Source organism: Micromonospora sp. NPDC048871, assembly GCF_043198155.1.
Lineage (GTDB): Bacteria > Actinomycetota > Actinomycetes > Mycobacteriales > Micromonosporaceae > Micromonospora.
Map to the genome: position 1 here is coordinate 40,390 of NZ_JBICUM010000012.1, position 16,113 is coordinate 56,502.

General features: G+C 69.9%; 22 protein-coding genes. 13 read left to right on the top strand and 9 right to left on the bottom strand.

The window, feature by feature from the left end; translation table 11 throughout:
* Positions 1-18 precede the first annotated feature (18 nt).
* Together ACGFIK_RS22585 and ACGFIK_RS22590 are read right to left on the bottom strand one after the other, a co-directional pair.
* Positions 19-1,311, bottom strand: coding sequence for a M16 family metallopeptidase (locus tag ACGFIK_RS22585; protein ID WP_393341182.1), 1,293 nt, complete (start codon positions 1,309-1,311; stop codon positions 19-21).
* A gap of 76 nt (positions 1,312-1,387) precedes the next feature.
* Positions 1,388-1,603 (bottom strand): hypothetical protein, encoded by a 216-nt coding sequence (locus ACGFIK_RS22590; RefSeq protein ID WP_327024405.1) that lies wholly within the window; start codon positions 1,601-1,603, stop codon positions 1,388-1,390.
* A 371-nt stretch (positions 1,604-1,974) separates the two neighbouring features.
* Between ACGFIK_RS22590 and ACGFIK_RS22595 the strand changes: the two genes are divergently transcribed.
* The 3 genes from ACGFIK_RS22595 to ACGFIK_RS22605 all read left to right on the top strand — a co-directional run bounded on the left by ACGFIK_RS22595 (position 1,975) and on the right by ACGFIK_RS22605 (position 3,838).
* A complete protein-coding gene (locus ACGFIK_RS22595; protein WP_327024404.1) occupies positions 1,975-3,093 on the top strand; it encodes a 3-deoxy-7-phosphoheptulonate synthase in 1,119 nt (372 codons plus the stop codon).
* A 256-nt stretch (positions 3,094-3,349) separates the two neighbouring features.
* Positions 3,350-3,580 (top strand): hypothetical protein, encoded by a 231-nt coding sequence (locus tag ACGFIK_RS22600; protein WP_393341267.1) that lies wholly within the window; start codon positions 3,350-3,352, stop codon positions 3,578-3,580.
* Positions 3,581-3,637: 57 nt separating this feature from the next.
* A complete protein-coding gene (locus tag ACGFIK_RS22605; RefSeq protein WP_327027457.1) occupies positions 3,638-3,838 on the top strand; it encodes a hypothetical protein in 201 nt (66 codons plus the stop codon).
* A gap of 71 nt (positions 3,839-3,909) precedes the next feature.
* Here ACGFIK_RS22605 and ACGFIK_RS22610 read toward each other — a convergent pair whose 3' ends face one another.
* The 3 genes from ACGFIK_RS22610 to ACGFIK_RS22620 are packed head-to-tail and all read right to left on the bottom strand — an operon-like array spanning position 3,910 to position 5,130.
* The gene (locus ACGFIK_RS22610) at positions 3,910-4,449 is read right to left on the bottom strand and encodes a DUF1360 domain-containing protein (RefSeq protein WP_327024403.1); all 540 of its coding nucleotides are present in this window, start codon (positions 4,447-4,449) and stop codon (positions 3,910-3,912) included.
* 43 nt (positions 4,450-4,492) lie between these two features.
* Entirely contained in the window at positions 4,493-4,807 is a 315-nt protein-coding gene (locus ACGFIK_RS22615; protein ID WP_327024402.1) for an SRPBCC family protein, read from the bottom strand.
* Complete coding sequence (locus tag ACGFIK_RS22620; protein WP_393341186.1) at positions 4,807-5,130, bottom strand: DUF6158 family protein; 324 nt, start codon at positions 5,128-5,130, stop codon at positions 4,807-4,809. The genes ACGFIK_RS22615 and ACGFIK_RS22620 overlap by 1 nt, the downstream gene beginning before the upstream one ends.
* Before the next feature lie 124 nt (positions 5,131-5,254).
* Here ACGFIK_RS22620 and ACGFIK_RS22625 point away from each other — a divergent pair, with 124 nt between their 5' ends.
* The gene (locus ACGFIK_RS22625) at positions 5,255-5,701 is read left to right on the top strand and encodes a hypothetical protein (RefSeq protein ID WP_327024401.1); all 447 of its coding nucleotides are present in this window, start codon (positions 5,255-5,257) and stop codon (positions 5,699-5,701) included.
* Between the two features lie 23 nt (positions 5,702-5,724).
* Positions 5,725-6,054, top strand: coding sequence for a DUF3817 domain-containing protein (locus ACGFIK_RS22630; protein WP_327024400.1), 330 nt, complete (start codon positions 5,725-5,727; stop codon positions 6,052-6,054).
* An 11-nt stretch (positions 6,055-6,065) separates the two neighbouring features.
* Here the strand turns inward: ACGFIK_RS22630 and ACGFIK_RS22635 are convergent, their stop codons facing one another.
* Positions 6,066-6,596 carry a DUF6232 family protein gene (locus tag ACGFIK_RS22635; RefSeq protein ID WP_327024399.1) on the bottom strand — a complete coding sequence of 177 codons (531 nt, stop codon included), beginning with the start codon at positions 6,594-6,596 and terminating at the stop codon, positions 6,066-6,068.
* A gap of 451 nt (positions 6,597-7,047) precedes the next feature.
* On the opposite strand from ACGFIK_RS22635, the gene ACGFIK_RS22640 reads away from it, so the two are divergent.
* Entirely contained in the window at positions 7,048-8,019 is a 972-nt protein-coding gene (locus ACGFIK_RS22640) for an NlpC/P60 family protein (protein WP_393341188.1), read from the top strand.
* A 100-nt stretch (positions 8,020-8,119) separates the two neighbouring features.
* On the opposite strand, the gene ACGFIK_RS22645 is transcribed toward ACGFIK_RS22640, so the two are convergent.
* Positions 8,120-9,109: a sigma-70 family RNA polymerase sigma factor gene (locus ACGFIK_RS22645; RefSeq protein ID WP_357530018.1), complete on the bottom strand. Its 990-nt coding sequence runs from the start codon at positions 9,107-9,109 to the stop codon at positions 8,120-8,122.
* Positions 9,110-9,582: 473 nt separating this feature from the next.
* Between ACGFIK_RS22645 and ACGFIK_RS22650 the strand changes: the two genes are divergently transcribed.
* Positions 9,583-10,278, top strand: coding sequence for an SDR family NAD(P)-dependent oxidoreductase (locus ACGFIK_RS22650; RefSeq protein WP_357529904.1), 696 nt, complete (start codon positions 9,583-9,585; stop codon positions 10,276-10,278).
* Here the strand turns inward: ACGFIK_RS22650 and ACGFIK_RS22655 are convergent.
* Positions 10,263-10,922, bottom strand: a complete 660-nt coding sequence (locus ACGFIK_RS22655; protein ID WP_393341192.1) for a dTMP kinase — start codon at positions 10,920-10,922, stop codon at positions 10,263-10,265. The two genes, ACGFIK_RS22650 and ACGFIK_RS22655, sit on opposite strands and share 16 nt — an antisense overlap.
* Here ACGFIK_RS22655 and ACGFIK_RS22660 point away from each other — a divergent pair.
* From ACGFIK_RS22660 to ACGFIK_RS22680, 5 genes are all read left to right on the top strand, one after another.
* Positions 10,906-11,748 carry a nucleotidyltransferase family protein gene (locus tag ACGFIK_RS22660; protein ID WP_327024394.1) on the top strand — a complete coding sequence of 281 codons (843 nt, stop codon included), beginning with the start codon at positions 10,906-10,908 and terminating at the stop codon, positions 11,746-11,748. The two genes, ACGFIK_RS22655 and ACGFIK_RS22660, sit on opposite strands and share 17 nt — an antisense overlap.
* The gene (locus ACGFIK_RS22665; protein ID WP_327024393.1) at positions 11,745-12,017 is read left to right on the top strand and encodes a hypothetical protein; all 273 of its coding nucleotides are present in this window, start codon (positions 11,745-11,747) and stop codon (positions 12,015-12,017) included. Before ACGFIK_RS22660 ends, ACGFIK_RS22665 begins: the two co-directional genes overlap by 4 nt.
* Positions 12,018-12,027: 10 nt before the next feature.
* A complete protein-coding gene (locus ACGFIK_RS22670) occupies positions 12,028-12,804 on the top strand; it encodes a metallophosphoesterase (protein WP_327024392.1) in 777 nt (258 codons plus the stop codon).
* The gene (locus ACGFIK_RS22675; protein WP_007464364.1) at positions 12,795-12,938 is read left to right on the top strand and encodes a GPGG-motif small membrane protein; all 144 of its coding nucleotides are present in this window, start codon (positions 12,795-12,797) and stop codon (positions 12,936-12,938) included. The genes ACGFIK_RS22670 and ACGFIK_RS22675 overlap by 10 nt, the downstream gene beginning before the upstream one ends.
* Before the next feature lie 176 nt (positions 12,939-13,114).
* A complete protein-coding gene (locus ACGFIK_RS22680; RefSeq protein WP_327024390.1) occupies positions 13,115-13,615 on the top strand; it encodes a TspO/MBR family protein in 501 nt (166 codons plus the stop codon).
* Positions 13,616-13,670: 55 nt separating this feature from the next.
* On the opposite strand, the gene ACGFIK_RS22685 is transcribed toward ACGFIK_RS22680, so the two are convergent.
* Entirely contained in the window at positions 13,671-14,471 is an 801-nt protein-coding gene (locus ACGFIK_RS22685; RefSeq protein WP_327024389.1) for a peptidoglycan DD-metalloendopeptidase family protein, read from the bottom strand.
* 252 nt (positions 14,472-14,723) lie between these two features.
* Between ACGFIK_RS22685 and ACGFIK_RS22690 the strand changes: the two genes are divergently transcribed.
* Complete coding sequence (locus tag ACGFIK_RS22690; protein ID WP_327024388.1) at positions 14,724-16,079, top strand: ABC transporter substrate-binding protein; 1,356 nt, start codon at positions 14,724-14,726, stop codon at positions 16,077-16,079.
* The last annotated feature ends 34 nt before the right edge of the window (positions 16,080-16,113 follow it).

The window sequence follows — 16,113 nt, forward strand, 5'->3', positions numbered from 1 at the left end:
GCCGCTCACTGCTGGCGCTCACAGCTTCTCCTCGGGGCGGTAGATCAGGGTGACCCGGTCGTCGGCGGTCAGCACCTCGGCGGCCACCTCGGCGATCTGCTCGGCGGTGACCGCCTGCCAGGCCGGCAGCCGCTCGGCCGCGGTGGCCGGGTCGCCGAACTGGGTGGCGTAGCGGCCCAGCACGTCCGCCCGACCATCCACAGTCGACATCTGCCGCCACCAGGAGGTGGTCAGCAACGCCTTGGCGCGCTCCAGTTCGGTGGGGGTCACCGGCACGGTGGCCAGTTCGTCGACCACCTGGGTCAGCCCCTCGGTCAGCCGCTCGCTGCCGATCCCGGGGCGGGCGGTGACGGTGGCGATCAGGGGTGCCGGGGCGTGCGCCAGATCCACCCCGTACGCCCCGACCAGGTCCGGTTGGGCGATCCGTTCGCCGTCGGCCAGCCGCTGGTAGAGCCGGCTGCCCCGACCGCTGCCGAGGACGGTGGCCAGCACGGTCACCACGTCGTAGCCGGGGCTGCCGAAGGGGTGGGTCCGGTGTGCCACGTACACCCGGGGTGCCGGCACCTCGGTGACCACCTCCTCGACCGCCGGAACCCCGGTGGCCGGCACGGTGCGGCCGTCCGGGGCCGGGGGGATCTCCACCCGGGGCTCCAGGCCGCCGAAGTACTTCTCGGCCAGCCGGACCACCTCGTCCACCGTGGTGTCACCGACCACGGTCAGCACCGCGTTGTTCGGTGCGTAGTAGGTCTGGTGGAAGGCCTGGAAGGTGGCCAGGTCGGCGGCGTTCAGGTCGGCCATCGAGCCGATGGTGGCGTGATGGTACGGATGCCCCGGCGGATAGAGCAGCGGCAGCAGCCGCAGCCACGCGTCGCCGTAGGGCACGTTCTCGTAGCGTTGCCGGCGCTCGTTCTTGACCACTTCCCGCTGGTTGTCCAGCGTCTCCTGGGTCAGGGCCGGCACCAGACCGCCCATCCGGTCGGCCTCCAGCCAGAGCGCCAACTCCAGGTGCTCGGCCGGGACGGTCTCGAAGTAGTTCGTCCGATCCGGATTGGTGGTGGCGTTGAGCGAACCGCCCGCCCCCTGCACCAGCTTCATGTGCTCGGTCTTCGCGACATTCACCGAGCCCTCGAACATCAGGTGCTCGAACAGGTGGGCGAAACCGGTCTGTCCGGTCGGCTCGTGGCGGGAGCCGACGTCGTACCAGAGGTTGACCGCGACCGCGGGTGCGGTGCGGTCCTCGCTGACCACCACACGTAGGCCGTTGTCGAGTCGGGTCGTGGAGATGGGCCAGGGGTAACCGCTGTCGGGCATGGCTCCGACGCTATCCGATCTACGCCGACCGGTGCGGTCGGGACGCGGGCGTGCCGCGCCCCACCGCAGGTTCGGCTCAGTCGGGAGGCTCGATCGGGGTCACCGTCTGCTCCGAGGTACGCCGTTCCAGCACGGTGTCCGGGGCGGCTGCCGGGTTGTCCTCCCGGATGTCGGACTCGGTCAGGATCGCGTCGGCCTGGGCCTCGGGATCCTCGCTGCCGGCGGCCGCCTCCTCGGGCAGCAGGTGGGCTCGGGACTCGATTCGCTCCTGATCGCTCTTCGCGTCACTCATGACTGCTCCCATACCCCCCACCCCCGCTCCCCACTCGTGCCACGATCTCGTCCGGGCTAGGGCGTCCATCGGATACCTCCAGATTGCGGCGTTCGGTGTCGGCGAAGTTACCGAGGGCTCCATCGACGCAGGTAAACTTCGAGGGAAGGCTTTGCCGACCGGTGGGTGAGCGCTCACCCACCGTCGGGTAGGCTTGGCACCGTGACGCGGTCGTATCGATGGTTTAGGCAGCCGGCTCGTAAGCCGGTGACCTCACCATGATCTGACGTCACCGTTTTCGAGCCGGCCGGGCAGGAATGGATTTCCTGCCCTTTTGCCTACGAGCAGCCGGCTCGTCCCGGGTCCCGGCACCGGGTGCGGTCGGCGAAAGGATGCCCACCGTGACGACCCCGGAAAACCGTCGCGTCATCGATCAGCGGATCGACCATGTCGTACCGCTGACCACCCCGGCGCTGCTGCACCACGAACTCCCCCTGGACGAGGAGCTGACCACGGCCGTGGTCGCCGGCCGACGCGCCACCGCCCAGGTCCTCGACCGCGTCGACGACCGCCTGCTCGTGGTGGTCGGCCCCTGCTCGGTGCACGACCCCGCCGCCGCCCTGGAGTACGCCCACCGGCTGCGTACGGCGGCCGACCGCCTCTCCGAGGACCTGTTAGTGGTGATGCGGGTCTACTTCGAGAAGCCGCGCTCCACGGTCGGCTGGAAGGGCCTGATCAACGACCCCGGCCTGGACGGCTCCGGGGATGTCAACTCCGGCCTCCGGCTGGCCCGGGCCCTCCTGCTCGACGTGGTTCGCCTCGGCCTTCCGGTCGGCTGCGAGTTCCTCGACCCGATCACCCCGCAGTACATCGCCGACACGGTGGCCTGGGGGGCGATCGGCGCCCGCACGGTGGAGAGCCAGGTGCACCGGCAGCTGGCCTCCGGGCTGTCCATGCCGATCGGCATGAAGAACCGTCCCGACGGCAGCATCGCCACCGCGGTGGACGCGATCCGGGCGGCCGGGGTGCCCCACGTCTTCCCCGGCATCGACGTCTCCGGCACCCCGGCGATCATGCACACCCGGGGCAACGCGGACGGTCACCTGGTGCTGCGCGGCGGCGGCGGGCGACCCAACTACGACGCCGCCTCGGTGGCCGGGGCCCTGGACCTGCTGCGCGCCGCCGGCCTGCCCGAGCGGCTGGTGGTGGACGCCAGCCACGCCAACAGCGGCAAGGACCACCGCAACCAGCCGGCCGTGGTCGCCGACGTGGCCGGGCAGATCGCCGCCGGTCAGCGGGGCATCGTCGGAATCATGCTGGAGAGTTTCCTGGTCCCCGGCCGCCAGGACCTCGACCCCACCCGGGAACTGACCTACGGCCAGTCGATCACGGACGCCTGCATCGGCTGGGACACCACCGACGAGGTGCTCACCGAACTCGCCGCCGCGGTACGCGCCCGCCGGGCCACCCGCCCCAGCGCGGACCCGCACGTCCTGACCACCCCCGCCTGACGACGACACCCCCGCACGCCCCTCCCCGCTTCTGGCCGACCGAGCCGGGGCGGGGGCGGTGTGCCCGGGCGGGACGGGACGGGTGTTTGGGGGCAGGGGGCGCGGGTAGCTCACCGAGGTGACCGACGACGTACCCGTGACCGGGGCACCCACCGCGCCGACGACGCAGGCCCGCCTGCCGGAGGCCGTACTGGCCGACGTGCCGGTGGTCGACACCGCCGCGATCGACCCGCCCACCACCGACCTGCCGGGCTCCCTGGCCGCGGTGCCGGACGAGATCGAGGTCGAGACGGTGGACACCCGCCCCCTGGAGGAGTTGCTCGACGAGCTCTACCACGGTCAGGAGCGGATCAGCCAGGTGGACATCTACCGCCGCGCGCTCGCGGCGGAGCTGCCCGCACAGCTGCTGGCCCGGCTGAACGCGCTACCCCAGGGCGAGTACGCGGTCGACGAGGTGACCGACCTGCTGGGCGGCTCGGCGGGCTGACCCCCCGCACCGGCCGACCCCCTCAGCCGACCCAGTGGCGACCAGGAGAGGACCGTGATGTCGCAGCCCGCCGAGGACCAACACGACGACGAGATGCCCGCCCTGGCCCAACCCCCGAAGGGCAGGGACACCCTGCCCGAGGTGGATTTCGCCAACGAACATGAGACCACCGCGGTCGACGACGACATCCTGACCGGCGCCGACGAGGACGAGCGGGAACCGGAGTCCCCCCGCGGCTGGTCGGGAATGCAGCGCTGACCGCCCTTCGCACCCAGACACCGCCGGCCCGGACGGATCACCGGGCCGGCGGCTGTTCTTCGCGGTACGGCTCATTCCTGCTCGGCGTGGTGCCGCCCTTCCGCGCCCTGCTGGGCCATCGCGTACCCCATCTGGAGGAAGTCGGAGGCGGCCACCGCGGTCAGGGCGGTGGCGACGAGCCGGGTCAGTCGGGGGGCCAGCACCAGACCCCCGGTGAACCCGGTGGCCACCCAGACGGCCAGGCAGAAGGGGCAGCTGAGCAGTTCGCCGATCGCGTGCCGGGTGGAGCTGCCGGAGTCGCGTACCTGCTCCATCACCTCCCCGCTGCCGATCGGATGGTCGTAGCGGGTGAAGGGGGCCCGCAGGGGACTGGTCACGGCGTCCTTGGACAGCAACCGGCTGAGTTTGTGGGTGGCGATCGACAGGAGCACCACATCGGAGGTGGCCGGCCGCTCCGGCACGGTCCGTCCGGTCGCCCTGACCAGGGCGGCGATCGCTCCCGCCGCCCCGGCGTAGGTGCCCATGGCGGCCAGGTACCCGCCCAACGGGCGATGCTCGTGCGGGGCGTACGCCTGGCGCAGCCTGTTCACCTTCTGTTTCAGCAAGCTCACCCGGACTCCTTCTGATCACGCTCTAGCTGTTTCATTCGGCCGGTCAGCCGGCCTGGAGGTTGTCGGCCACCTCTCGGGCCAGGTTCGCCAGCGCTTCGTCGGCCAGCCGGTCGGGTTGGCCCGCACCGGACAGGTCCAGCCCGGCCCGGGTGCCGCCGGTGTCCTGCGGGGTCACCTTCAGCTCCGCCGTCCAGTCCGTGTCGCGCGAACGCCAGCGGGCCCGCAGCCCGTCCGAGTCCCCGTCGCGTACGGCGGATCGCAGCGGCTCGGGCAGCCAGGCGGCACTCCGGTCCGGGTCGGTAGCGGTGTTGAAGACCACCTCTGGCGGTGCGGAGATCCCCCGCTCGGCGTAGACCATCAGACCTCCCGGAGCCGGGTCGGGTCGACCTCCCGACCGGGGTGCCGGGCCAGGTACTCGGTCTCCAGTTCCGCGGTACGCCGCAGGTGGGTGGCGAGCGCCGAGTCGGTGGCGTGCCGCAGGGTGTCCAACCGGGTCCGGTGCAGGCTCTCCATCTCGCGGATGAGGTCCTCCTCGGTCAACTCCTCCGGGTCGACACCGAGTGGTTCGATGCCGGAGTTGGCCGCGGCCACCCGGCCGTCACCCCACAGCGGCATCCGCTGCTCGGGGCTCACCTCGGTGCCGCCGGGGGGAAATCCGTCCGCTGATCGGGATGCTGTCATCTCGCGCCCCCTCGTCCGTAGTGGGCTGGCGTCTGTACGGTTGCCCACCCCCCGGTCGACCAAACCACCGCCACCACTACGACACGGTGTCGGAGAAGAACGAGGTCCCGGTACCCTCGGTGCCATGAAGCGGCTCTGGACCCCGGCGTGGATCGCCCGCCACGCGGCCATGGTCGTACTGGTGACGGCCTTCCTGGCGCTGGGCTGGTGGCAGGTCAGTCGGGCCGCCGCCGGCAACGCCATCAGCTGGGGCTACGCGATCGAGTGGCCGATCTTCGCGGGGTTCGTGGTCTTCGTCTGGTGGCGTGAGGTCCGCCACGCGCTGCGCGACACCCCGGCGTCGTCGGCGACCGGCGACTCCGCGGTCGTCGAGGCGGCCGAGGCCGTTGCGGCGGGCCGGTCCGCCGGGCCGACCGGGGTACGACCACAGCCGGGCATCGGTCGGCCGGTACGGGTCACCCGCACGGTCGACACCCCCGGCGAGGACGACCCTGAGCTGGCCGCATACAACCGCTACCTGTCATGGTTGAACGCCAATCCGGGCGCCAAGCCCGGCGACTATCCCGGCTGAGCCGGCCCGGAAGGACACCAGAAGTGCGCGCTGCCCTCACCCGTTACCGCGTGATCGCCTGGATCGTCGGTGTGGTGCTGATCCTGTTGGTCGTCATCGGCATGCCGTTGAAGTACGGCTTCGACGAGCCGATCGTGGTGGAGACGGTCGGTCAGGCGCACGGCTTTCTCTACATGCTCTACCTGGTAGCCACCTTCGACCTGTCCCGGCGGGTCAACTGGCCGCTCAAGCGGATGGTCCTGGTGATGCTGGCCGGGACCGTGCCCTTCCTCTCCTTCTGGGCCGAGCGCAAGGTGGGCGCCATGGTCCTCGCCGAGCAGCCGGAGCCGGCCCCGCAGCCGGTCGCCGGCTGACCCCCGGCGACTCAGCGCTGGGGCCGCCACAGGTCGGCGTTGGCCAGGGGGTCCTCCCAGCCGCCGTGGCGGTGGATCTCCCGGGCCCGCCGCAGTGCCCGGCTGACCTGGCCGAACTGGTGTTCGTCGTCGCTGGCGAACAGCAGCTCCGTGGCACCTGCCCGCTGCCCCCACAGCTCGTACGCCGGGGGTCGCCACCGGTCGCCGGCCGCCGCGACCAGCACCGGCACCAGGAACACCGCACCGAGCAGCAGGTACGCCCCGGCGGTCAGCCGTTGCAGTCCGCCGGTGAAGCCGAGGGCCAGCCCGATGCCGACGATCACTGCGGCGGAGACCAGGGCGGCCCGGGTGGCCATCCGGTCGTGGGGCCCCCGGGTGGTGTGTAGGTGGGTCAGTTCCGCGACCTGCCAAGTGGTGGTGCCGACCGTGAACCGGTCGGCCGTGACGATGATCCCGGGTCGGGCGTAGAGCAGGGTGGGTTGTCCACCTGCGGTACCCCCCGGTGACCAGGGTGGTCGTGTCCTAGCACCCTCACGCTCCACGGCCCCTCCTCCGCTGCTGGTGTCGAGGCGACCGGCGGCCGGCTCCTCGAGGCAGATGTGCGGGAATCCCGGCTGTGCGCTTATTGTGTGCCCGTCTCGCCACCCTGGCCTGGCCGTTTGCGGTGCTCAGCGGCGGGGTGGCGGGCCAGGGCGCCGGAAACACCATGCCGATTCCGGCTTGTCGGATATGGCGCCCCAGGACCCGGGCGTCATGTGCCGGAACGGACCATTCTCACTTTCACTCCATGTCGGCTTATTACCGACGAAAGCAAACCTGATTCCGTCTCACCATCACCATTGGTCCCGGCTTTCACTGCCGCCGACTCCCGTCCCGTACTACCTTGGCCGAGTCGGCCCGGTCGGCCGCCGTCCGCCCCGGACGGCACCGGGCTGGTGCCGCCGCGGAGCGTCAGCAGGCCCGCGTCGGCGACGGGAGAGGAGCATCAAGCTCTTGTCGCCCCTGTTACACACGCTGCGGGCCCTGACCGTCACCGCGTTCGCTCTGGTGCTGATCGCACCGGCCACGGTGGCTCGGGCCGAACCCTCCCCCGCCGAGTTGACCCGGCGGATCGACAAGGCCTCCACCGAGTTGGAGAACGTGGTGGAGGCGCACAACGAGCTGCGCGAGAAGATCAAGAAGAACCAGGCCGCCGTACGCCGACTCCAGCAGCGGATCGGTCCGCTGGAGCAGCAGGCCGAGCAGAGTCGCGCGGATGTCACCGAGTTGGCCACCACGGCATACAAGACCGGCAACCTCGGCGCGGTGGACGCCCTGCTGCACGGCGGGGACTCGGCGTCCGTGCTGGACCGGCTGGGCACCCTGGATCACCTGACCCGGCAACGCCAGGCCACCATCGCCGGTTACACCGCGGACCAGCAGCGGCTGCTCGACGAGAAGACCCGGCTGGATGTGACCCTCACTCAGCAGGCCGCGCGGTCGCGGGAGCTGACCAGCGCCAAGCGCCGGATCGAGCGGGACCTGGCCACGTTGTACGAGCTACGCCGGCAGGCGTACGGCCGGGCCACCGAACGTGCCACCAACCGGCCGGACAGCGCCAAGGACGCCCCCAGCATCTCCGGCCAGGCCGGTGTAGCCGTCCGGTACGCCTACGGCGCCCTGGGCAAGCCGTACGCGTGGGGCCAGGACGGGCCGAACGGCTACGACTGTTCCGGGTTGACCTCCGCCGCCTGGCGGGCCGCCGGCAAGTCGTTGCCGCACAACACCCGGATGCAGTGGGGGGTGGTCGCCCACATCAGCCGCAGCGAGTTGCGCCCGGGCGACCTGGTCTTCTACCGCAGCCTGGGGCATGTGGCGATCTATGTGGGCGGCGGACAGGTCATCCACGCACCCACCTTCGGGCGGAATGTGGAGAAGCGGGCCGTCGACCTGATGGCACCCTACGGTTACGGCCGGGTGCGCTGAGTCCGCGCGACCCGGTCAGACCTGGTCCGGCCGGTGCTCATGACGAAGGGCCGGCGTCCCCCTACCGGACGCCGGCCCTTCGCTAGTCATTCCTACCAGGTCAGGCCGCTTGCAGCCCCTCCGCGCGAGCCAGCTCACGTAGCCGCCCGAGCGCCTGGATCTCCAGCTGGCGGATCCGCTCGCGGGACAGCGAGAACCGCGAGGCCACCTCGGTCAGCGAGTGCTCCCGGCCGTCCTCCAGCCCGTACCGCGCCCGCATGATGCCGGCGGACCGGTCGTCCAGGTGGTTGAGCAGGCCCTCGATGCGCTGCCGCTCCAGGCCGGTGAGCACGATCTCCTCCGGCGAGGGGGCGTCGCTGTCGGCTACCAGGTCACCCAGGTTGGTGTCACCGTCGTCACCGACCGGGGTGTCCAGCGACACGGTGTCCTGCGACCAGCGGACCAACTCGTTGACCCGCTCGACGGTCACCCCCAGGGCTGCCGCGATCTGCTCCGGCTCGGGGTCACCACCCAGCTCACGGGTGAGCTGCCGGGCCACGTTGCGCATCCGGTTGACGTCCTCCACCAGGTGCACCGGCAGCCGCACGGTGCGTTCCTGCTGGGCGATCGCCCGGCTGATCGCCTGGCGGATCCACCAGGTCGCGTAGGTGGAGAACTTGTAGCCACGTTCGTAGTCGAACTTCTCGACCGCCCGGACCAGGCCGGTGTTGCCCTCCTGGATCAGGTCCAGCATCGGCATCCCGGAGCGGACGTAACGCCGGGCGATCGACACGACCAGACGGAGGTTGGCGCGGATGAACAGGTCCTTGGCCCGCTCGCCCTCGGCGACCAGTCGGCTCAGTTCCTCCCGGGTGGCACCGTCGGGCACGCGGTCCTCGCCGAGCAGGTGCTCGGCGTACAGGCCCGCCTCGATGGCCTTGGAAAGGTCGACCTCCATGGCGGCGTCCAGCAAAGGCGTCCGGGAGATCTCGTGCAGGTAGACTCCAACCAGGTCGCGCTCCTCGGCAACCTCGTCGGTTCGCATCCCGATGTTCTTGTCCACGTTGCCCACGGTCCCCTCTATCGCGCCGGTTGCCCGGTTCCTTGCCATCCCCACGCTCATCAGCCCCTCCCCCGTAACCTCCGCTGTGCCCATCGGTGCTGACATCTACACAACAGATGAGACGTATCGGGGATTCCATGTCGTGGGTCGAAAGTGTCACGAATGCCTGATAATCAGCTGAGAGCACGGTCCACGTTTGCTGTCAGCACCCTGTCGAATGATCTGGTAGACAGGGACCTCGGTGAGGTCGACGGATCGACGAATCGCTGACCGTACCCGCCCATGGCAACACTGCCCGGCCGACCGATACAGCGACCCGGGTCACCCCCGTGCTGCGATGCTGGTCACTGCCAGATACGCGTACGCGGAACGGTTGGTTCATCCACGCCGGTGGTAATACCCCACGCCCTGATGAACAATCCGTGCCCCCGTTCTATGCCCGGGTTTGCCCCCCGCCGTGGGCTCGCGTCCCCCACCACCGACCGACCCGCGGGACGGGCGACGGCAGTAGCGTGTGCCCCATGGCCGTACGCAGCGTGTTGATCACCGGAGGCACCGGCGGGCTGGGCACCGCGGTGACCGCGACCTTCGTCGAGGCGGGCTGGCGGGTGGTGGCGCCACAACGGCACCAGCCGACCCCGAGCCCCGATCCGGGCCGCAACGCTCCGGTACGGCTGGTCGCCGATCTGACCGAGGCGGACGACGTGGCCAGGGTCACCGAGGTGGCCGCCGGGGATCCCCAGGCGCCGCTGCGGGCCGTGGTCAACCTGGTCGGCGGTTACGCCAGCGCCGGTCTGGTGCACGAGACCCCGATCGAGGAGTTCGAGCGGATGCTGACCCTCAATCTGCGCCCCACCCACCTGGTCACCCGGGCCGCCCTGCCGCGTCTGATCGAGGCCGGCGGGGGTGCGGTGGTCTGTGTGGCCTCCCGGGCGGCGGTGGCCCCCTTCCCGGGGGTCGCCGGCTATGTCACCGCCAAGGCCGCGGTGCTCGCCTTCGCCTCGGCTGTCGCGGTGGAGTACAAGTCGGCCGGGGTGCGCTGCAACACCGTGCTGCCGAGCATCATCGACACCCCGACCAACCGGGCGGACATGCCGCAGGCCGATCATTCCCGGTGGGTGGCACCGACCGAGATCGCCTCGGTGATCCGTTTCCTGGCCTCCGAGGAGTCCGCCCCGACCAGCGGCGCCGCCGTACCGGTCTACGGTCGGGCCTGAGCCGGCGCCACCGGGGCGGCAGGGTTCGCTACCCGTATCCCGCACCAGGCCTGGTCCTGCGCCGCCCACCACCCGGTCAGGTAGGCCTGGATCGCCTGGGCCACCTCCTCCGCCGGCCGGTTCGCGTCCACGACGACGAAGGTCGGATATTCCGGCAGGGTGCGGTAGGCGTGGTCGGCTGCGGTCAGGTAGGCCAGGCTCTCCTGGTCGGTGCCGCGCCGCTCGATCCGCCGGTACGCCTCCGCCGGGTGCACCGCCATCAGGAAGGTCACCTGCGGTTGCGGGAAGATCCGGTACGCCGCCCGGACGAGCCGCTCCCAGCGCTGCCCACCGTGGGCCCGGAGGCTGGCGTACTGGCAGACGGCGTAGCGGTCCATCACCGCCGTCCGGCCGGTGAACCAGCCGGCCAGCAACGCCGCCGCGATGGCCAACCAGCGCAGTACGGACTCCACCAGCAGCATGCCGTCCCGCCCGACCAGCCGGTGGGCCTCCCCCCTACCCAGTCGGTGGGCCGCCCGCCCCAACCAGCGTCGGCCGCCCGCATTGCGGTGGTAGGTGGCGTGATGTCCGGCCGCGCTGAGGGCGTCGGCCAGCAACTGTGCCTGGGTGGTCTTGCCGGAGCCGTCGATGCCGACCAGCGCCACGGCGCGGAGTCGGCTCGTCCGACCGCGCTCGGATGAGGGGGCCGACCATGCCGGCAGAGGAGCTTTCGTCGCACTGACCACCCTCGACAGATTATCCGACCCCCGCAGCACCCCTGCCCGTTACCTACTGGTTAGGGGTGGTTCGGGGTGTTCCAACAGCGTGACAGGTGTGGGTTGGCGGAATGCCGGGTACGGATGGGAACCCCCGAGGTGCCCCGAACGAGTCGACAGGAGAGTCGAGATGGCCGAGCGCGACGACGAAACTCTTCTCCACACCCTGAAGAAGGTCGCCGCCGTGCTCAAGCAGGCCGACATTCCGTTCGCCCTAGGCGGCAGCTTCGCCGTCTACGCCCACGGCGGGCACTCCAGCGAGCACGACGTCGACTTCCTGATCCGCCAGACCGATGTCGATACCGCCCTGGAGGCCCTGGTGGCCGCCGGTTTCACCGCCGAGCGGCCGCCGGAGGACTGGCTGGTCAAGGTCTACGACGGCGGCCGGATGGTGGACCTGATCCATCGACCGATCGAGACCCCGGTGACCGAGGAGACCTTCACGGACACGGTGGTGCGGCCGGTCGACGCCATCCACATGCCGGTGTTGTCGGCCACCCAGTTGATGGTGCACAAGCTGCTCAGCTTCTCCCAGCACTACTGCGACTTCGCCCGGGGTCTGCCGTTGGCCCGGTCGCTGCGGGAGCAGATCGACTGGGAGCGGGTACATAAGGACACGCAGCACTCGCCGTACGCGGAGTCATTCCTGGTGCTGCTGGACAGGCTGGAAGTCGTGCCGTTCGTCGGCACGACCGACGGGAGGGGAACACCGTGACCGTGTACCGCGACCCCGGCGCCGGGCCACCGGACGAGTACGTCGAGGCGGAGATCCAACGACTGCTCTCCGAGGACCCGGCCGTGGCCGAACAGGGCATCACCGTGGTCCGCACGGAACGCGGCCTCATGCTGTACGGCGAGGTGGAGAGCGCGTACCGGCGGGAGGAGATCCTGCGCGCGGTGGCCGAGCGCTTCCCGGAGGTGTCGATCAACAGCGACATCGGGGTGACCCGCACGCAGGCGCCCACGGAGATCGAGCAACTCTGAGGGAGGTTCGATGGTTATCCGGATCGCCGCCGTGGGGGACGTGCATCTGGACGAGGACGTGGTCGGTCGGTTCCGGCCGGCACTGGAGGAGTTGCCCGACCGTGCCGACGTACTGCTGCTCGCCGGTGACCTGACCCGGCACGGCACCGAGGCCGAGGCCCGTTGCGTGGCCCGGGAGTTCGGTGGCCTGGGGGTACCGGTGATCGCCGTCCTCGGCAACCACGACCACCAGTGCGACCAGGTACCGCAGGTGGTCGGGGTCCTGGAGGAGGCGGGGATCGCCGTGCTGGAGGGCACCGGGGTGGTGCTCGACTGCGCGGGTGGGCGGCTGGGGGTGGCCGGGGTCAAGGGCTTCGGCGGCGGATTCGCCGGCCGGTGCGCCAGTGACTTCGGTGAGCCGGAGATGAAGGCCTTCGTACGCACCACTACCGAGAGCGCCGAACGGCTGTCGGCGGCCCTGCGGTCGCTGGACTGCGACATGCTGGTGGCCCTGACCCACTACTCGCCGGTGCCGGACACCCTGGCCGGTGAGCCCTTGGAGATCTATCCCTTCCTCGGCTGTTACCAGCTGGGTCAGGCGATCGACGACGCCCCGACCACCCTGGCCGTGCACGGGCACGCCCACCACGGCTCGGAGCGGGGGGTCACCCCGGGCGGGGTACGGGTGCGCAATGTGGCCCACCCGGTGATCAAGCAGGCGTACAGCATCTTCTATCTGGGCGATGGTCTCGATCAGGCCGACGTTTCCCCAGTCGGGACATCGGGTACTGCGCAACCATGGAGCTGATTCTCTGGATTCTCGCAGTCGTACTGGTGGTTGCCGGCATCCTCGCGCTGTTCCGGCGGCAGATTCTCTGGGGCATCGTCCTCATCGTGGTCGGTCTTCTCGTCGGCCCGGGTGGTGTCAGCATCTTCAATTGACGTGGCGACGACGACGTCGCCCACACCGGACCCGCCGGGGTCGTCATGACCGGAACTCCGTCCTCCCGACTGGAGTCGCCGGGCATGGCGACCCCGGCGTGCTGTCCACCCTCCCTGCGGTGTCCGACATGCGACCCTGAGGTTTGCCGACCCTCCGGGGCGGAGAAGCAGCCCTCATGCGGATGACTACGGCACAGACCGAACGGCCCACCGGCGGTGCGCGACAGTGGTGGGCGCTGGCCGGCTTCGGGTTGGCCGTGTTCGCCGCAGCGGCCCTGGGCAGCCTGGCCGTCACCGGCACCACGGCCGAGTACGCCAGCCTGGACCAACCCGGCTGGGCACCACCCTCCTGGCTGTTCGGGCCGGTGTGGACCGTGCTCTACGTGATGATCGCGGTGTCCGGCTGGCTGGTCTGGCGTCGGGTGGGTCTCGGCCCCGCCCTGATCGCCTGGGTGGTGCAGCTGCTGCTGAACGCCGCCTGGACCCCGCTGTTCTTCGGCGCCGGCCAGTACGGCCTGGCCTTCGCCGAGATCCTGGTGATGTGGGTGGCGATCGGGGTCACCGTGCTGTTGTTCCGGCGGGTCAGCGGGCTGGCGGCGGCCCTGCTGCTGCCCTACTGGGCCTGGGTGACCTTCGCCGCCGCCCTGAACTACTCGATCTGGCAGCTCAACGGGTGACCTCCCGCCTGGGCGCGGCGGGTAGCCGCACCGCGCCCAGGTGGTCGAGGAGAGCTCAGCAGCGGGGCACGTTCGGGATGAACCCGTCGTAGCCGGTGTAGGTGTACGCGTCCGCGATGAAGCGGCCGGCGCCGATCCGGTTCCAGATCGAACTGGTGCCGTAGGTGCCGGTCACCGTGGTGCCGTTGGTCTGACAGTTGATGGTGACCTTCGTACCGGTGGCCAGGGAGTCGACCGCCGAGTAGCCGGTGCCCGGGCCGGAGCGGACGGTCAGATTGGCACCGGCGGTGCGTACCGTGCCGGAGCCGGTGGCCGAGGAGCAGCCGTTGCCGCTGGTGTAGTTCCTGGTGCCCCAGTACAGCGCCAGGGTTCCGTTGAACCGGACCTTGATGTCGGCCCCGTTGAGCCGCTGCTCGTAGTGCAGGTGGGGGCCGCTGGAATTGCCGGTGTTGCCGACCCAGCCGATCACCTTGCCGTAGCCCACGGACTGACCGACGGAGACATTGAAGCCCCGCAGGTGGGCGTAGTAGGTGTGATAGCCGTTGCCGTGGTTGATCCGGACGTATTTTCCGTAGCTGCTGCCGCCCAGGTCGGTCACCCGGTCTACCGTGCCGGGGGCGCTGGCCACCACGGGGTCACCCAGGTCGTCGGTGCGGTTGAAGTCGATGGCGTTGGCCGGGCTGTGGCCGCTGCGGGTCTGCCCGGACCAGGTCTGGCCACAAGGGAAGGGCACCCGGAAGGTCGGCGCCGCCATCGCGGGCGAGGCCGGCAGCAGGAACCCTGCGACCAACAACATCAGCAGGGCACCCGCCGCCAGTAACCGGGCGGTGATGGGGCGCAGCCATCGATCATGCATCTAGCACCTCCGACGTCGAAATCTGTCAATGGTTTGGACAAGCCTGGCAGGAATCCTCGGATATCGATAGACCGAGTATTCGCGGAGAACCCGACCGGCCCGATCGACGGGTTTCGGGATTGTTACTTGTCCGTGTCCCGTCCAGGGGTGGACCCCACTGGATGCAAGCGCTTACATGTGAAAACGCCCCATCGGACCGGCGTCATGTTGACCGGATGTGTCCGGTCAGCGCCGGCTAGAAAGGAGGACGGCATGGCGGTCTTTGCCAGGCCACGCCAGGCCCTCGCGATCGCTGGCGTGCTCGGGCTGGCGCTCGGCGTCGGCGCGTGCGGCACCGGAAGCAGCGACAACAGCGGCACTAACAACAACAACGCCGATTCTGCCGAGTGCGCCCCGTACGAGAAGTACCAGGGCCACAGCGGCAAGAAGGTGGCCATCTACTCGTCAATCCGCGATATCGAGGCCGACCGCCTCGACCAGTCGTGGAAGCAGTTCGAAGAGTGCACCGGCATCGACATCAGCCACGAGGGTGCCGGTGACTTCGAGGCACAGCTGCCGGTTCGCGCCGACGGCGGAAACGCGCCCGACCTCGCGTTCATCCCGCAGCCCGGTCTGATTCAGCGTTTCGCCGAGCGGGGCCAGATCAAGGCCGCCAGCGCCGACACCAAGGCGATGGCCGAGGAGAACTACCCGGCCGACTGGCTGAAGTACAGCACGGTCGGCGGCACCTTCTACGGTGCGCCGCTGGGCTCGAACGTGAAGTCGTTCGTCTGGTACTCGCCGAAGACGTTCCAGGAGAAGGGCTGGTCGGTCCCGACCACCTGGGAAGAAATGATCAAGCTCAGCGACACCATCGCTGACAGCGGCACCAAGCCGTGGTGCGCCGGCATCGAGTCCGGTGACGCCACCGGCTGGCCGGCCACCGACTGGATCGAGGACGTCCTGCTGCGTACGCAGACCCCCGAGGTCTACGACCAGTGGACGACCCACGAGATCCCGTTCAACGACCCGCGGATCGCCGACGCCCTAGACCGGGCCGGCACCATCCTGAAGAACGAGAAGTACGTCAACGGCGGCTACGGCGGGGTCCGCAGCATCGCCACCACCTCCTTCCAGGAGGGCGGCATCCCGATCACCTCCGGCAAGTGCGCCCTGCACCGGCAGGCGTCGTTCTACGCCAACCAGTGGCCGGAGAACACCAAGGTGGCCGAGGACGGCGACGTGTTCGCGTTCTACTTCCCGGCCATCGACCCCTCCCGGGGCAAGCCGGTGCTGGGTGGCGGCGAGTTCGTCGTAGCCTTCGCCGACCGTCCCGAGGTGCAGGCGGTGCAGACCTACCTGGCCTCCGGTGAGCACGCCAACAGCCGCGCGAAGATCGGCGACTGGGTCTCGGCGAACAACAAGCTCGACCTGGCCAACGTCAGCAACCCGATCGACAAGCTCTCCGTGGAGATCCTCCAGGACGACAGCTCGGTCTTCCGGTTCGACGGTTCCGACCTGATGCCCGCCGCCGTCGGCGCCGGGACCTTCTGGAAGGGCATGATCGACTGGATCAACGGTAAGGACACCGCCAGCGTCCTCCAGGGCATCGAGAGCAGCTGGAAGTAATTCCAGCGGTGGGGCCGGTCCGCGAGCAGCGGAC

Coding starts and splice junctions, on each gene's coding strand:
- ACGFIK_RS22585 (WP_393341182.1), bottom strand. CDS start 1,311: ATGCCCGACAGCGGTTACCCCTGGCCCATCTCCACGACCCGACTCGAC.
- ACGFIK_RS22590 (WP_327024405.1), bottom strand. CDS start 1,603: ATGAGTGACGCGAAGAGCGATCAGGAGCGAATCGAGTCCCGAGCCCAC.
- ACGFIK_RS22595 (WP_327024404.1), top strand. CDS start 1,975: ATGCCCACCGTGACGACCCCGGAAAACCGTCGCGTCATCGATCAGCGG.
- ACGFIK_RS22605 (WP_327027457.1), top strand. CDS start 3,638: ATGTCGCAGCCCGCCGAGGACCAACACGACGACGAGATGCCCGCCCTG.
- ACGFIK_RS22615 (WP_327024402.1), bottom strand. CDS start 4,807: ATGGTCTACGCCGAGCGGGGGATCTCCGCACCGCCAGAGGTGGTCTTC.
- ACGFIK_RS22620 (WP_393341186.1), bottom strand. CDS start 5,130: ATGACAGCATCCCGATCAGCGGACGGATTTCCCCCCGGCGGCACCGAG.
- ACGFIK_RS22625 (WP_327024401.1), top strand. CDS start 5,255: ATGAAGCGGCTCTGGACCCCGGCGTGGATCGCCCGCCACGCGGCCATG.
- ACGFIK_RS22645 (WP_357530018.1), bottom strand. CDS start 9,109: ATGGCAAGGAACCGGGCAACCGGCGCGATAGAGGGGACCGTGGGCAAC.
- ACGFIK_RS22650 (WP_357529904.1), top strand. CDS start 9,583: ATGGCCGTACGCAGCGTGTTGATCACCGGAGGCACCGGCGGGCTGGGC.
- ACGFIK_RS22660 (WP_327024394.1), top strand. CDS start 10,906: ATGCCGACCAGCGCCACGGCGCGGAGTCGGCTCGTCCGACCGCGCTCG.
- ACGFIK_RS22670 (WP_327024392.1), top strand. CDS start 12,028: ATGGTTATCCGGATCGCCGCCGTGGGGGACGTGCATCTGGACGAGGAC.
- ACGFIK_RS22675 (WP_007464364.1), top strand. CDS start 12,795: ATGGAGCTGATTCTCTGGATTCTCGCAGTCGTACTGGTGGTTGCCGGC.
- ACGFIK_RS22680 (WP_327024390.1), top strand. CDS start 13,115: ATGCGGATGACTACGGCACAGACCGAACGGCCCACCGGCGGTGCGCGA.
- ACGFIK_RS22685 (WP_327024389.1), bottom strand. CDS start 14,471: ATGCATGATCGATGGCTGCGCCCCATCACCGCCCGGTTACTGGCGGCG.
- ACGFIK_RS22690 (WP_327024388.1), top strand. CDS start 14,724: ATGGCGGTCTTTGCCAGGCCACGCCAGGCCCTCGCGATCGCTGGCGTG.